At 53.5% G+C, this 2,215-nt stretch carries 1 rRNA gene; it reads right to left on the reverse strand.

The features are described 5' to 3' along the window. Positions 1-2,215, reverse strand: a 23S ribosomal RNA gene (locus BUA49_RS17470); the annotation flags it as partial.

Here is a 2,215-nt window from a genome sequence, read left to right on the forward strand (position 1 = left end):
ACATCGAGGTGCCAAACACCGCCGTCGATGTGAACTCTTGGGCGGTATCAGCCTGTTATCCCCGGAGTACCTTTTATCCGTTGAGCGATGGCCCTTCCATACAGAACCACCGGATCACTATGACCTACTTTCGTACCTGCTCGACGTGTCTGTCTCGCAGTTAAGCGGGCTTGTGCCATTACACTAACCGTACGATGTCCGACCGTACTTAGCCCACCTTTGTGCTCCTCCGTTACGCTTTAGGAGGAGACCGCCCCAGTCAAACTACCCACCACACAATGTCCTCATCCCCGATAAGGGGACGGAGTTAGAACCTCAAACATGCCAGGCTGGTATTTCAAGGTTGGCTCCACGACGACTGGCGTCGCCGCTTCAAAGCCTCCCAGCTATCCTACACAAACATGTTCAAAGTTCACTGTGAAGCTATAGTAAAGGTTCACGGGGTCTTTCCGTCTAGCCGCGGATACACCGCATCTTCACGGCGATTTCAATTTCACTGAGTCTCGGGTAGAGACAGCGCCCCCATCGTTACGCCATTCGTGCAGGTCGGAACTTACCCGACAAGGAATTTCGCTACCTTAGGACCGTTATAGTTACGGCCGCCGTTTACCGGGGCTTCGATCAAGAGCTTCGCGCAAGCGCTAACCCCATCAATTAACCTTCCGGCACCGGGCAGGCGTCACACCGTATACGTCCTCTTACGAGTTTGCACAGTGCTGTGTTTTTAATAAACAGTCGCAGGGGCCTGGTATCTTCGACCGGCTTCTGCTCAACCCGCGAAGGGCGTCACATACCACCGGCGTGCCTTCTCCCGAAGTTACGGCACCATTTTGCCTAGTTCCTTTACCCGAGTTCTCTCAAGCGCCTTGGTATTCTCTACCTGACCACCTGTGTCGGTTTGGGGTACGGTCTCAAATAGCCTGAAGCTTAGAAGATTTTCCTGGAAGCATGGCATCAATGACTTCGCTCCCGTTAAGGGTGCTCGTCGTCGCGTCTCAGAATTGTGGATCCGGATTTGCCTAAACCCACTCCCTACACGCTTAAACCGGGACGACCGTCGCCCAGCTCACCTAGCCTTCTCCGTCTCTCCATCGCAGCTATCCAAGGTACGGAAATATTAATCCGTTTCCCATCGATTACACCTTTCGGTCTCACCTTAGGGGCCGACTCACCCTGCGCCGATTAGCGTTGCGCAGGAAACCTTGGTCTTCCGGCGTGGGAGTTTTTCACTCCCATTGTCGTTACTCATGTCAGCATTCGCACTTCTGATACCTCCAGCAAGCTTCTCAACTCACCTTCGCAGGCTTACAGAACGCTCCCCTACCCCGCATACAAAGTATGCAGCCGCAGCTTCGGTATCCAGTTTGAGCCCCGTTACATCTTCCGCGCAGGCCGACTCGACTAGTGAGCTATTACGCTTTCTTTAAAGGATGGCTGCTTCTAAGCCAACCTCCTAGCTGTCTGAGCCTTCCCACATCGTTTCCCACTTAACTGGAATTTGGGGACCTTAGCTGGCGGTCTGGGTTGTTTCCCTCTTCACGACGGACGTTAGCACCCGCCGTGTGTCTCCCGGATAGTACTCACAGGTATTCGGAGTTTGCATCGGGTTGGTAAGTCGGGATGACCCCCTAGCCGAAACAGTGCTCTACCCCCTGTGGTATTCGTCCGAGGCGCTACCTAAATAGCTTTCGGGGAGAACCAGCTATCTCCGGGCTTGATTAGCCTTTCACTCCGATCCACAAGTCATCCCCTGGCTTTTCAACGACAGTGGGTTCGGTCCTCCAGTTGATGTTACTCAACCTTCAACCTGCTCATGGATAGATCGCCCGGTTTCGGGTCTATGCCCAGCGACTAAATCGCCCTATTCAGACTCGGTTTCCCTACGGCTCCCCTATACGGTTAACCTCGCCACTGAACATAAGTCGCTGACCCATTATACAAAAGGTACGCCGTCACAGAACAAGTCTGCTCCGACTGCTTGTACGCATACGGTTTCAGGATCTATTTCACTCCCCTCACAGGGGTTCTTTTCGCCTTTCCCTCACGGTACTGGTTCACTATCGGTCAGTCAGGAGTATTTAGCCTTGGAGGATGGTCCCCCCATGTTCAGACAGGATATCACGTGTCCCGTCCTACTCGTTTTCACTAGACTCAGGTTTCGGATACGGGGCTATCACCCACTATGGCGGCACTTTCCAGAGCCTTCTCCTACCAG

The organism is Marinobacter antarcticus (genome assembly GCF_900142385.1).
Taxonomy (GTDB): Bacteria; Pseudomonadota; Gammaproteobacteria; order Pseudomonadales; family Oleiphilaceae; genus Marinobacter; species Marinobacter antarcticus.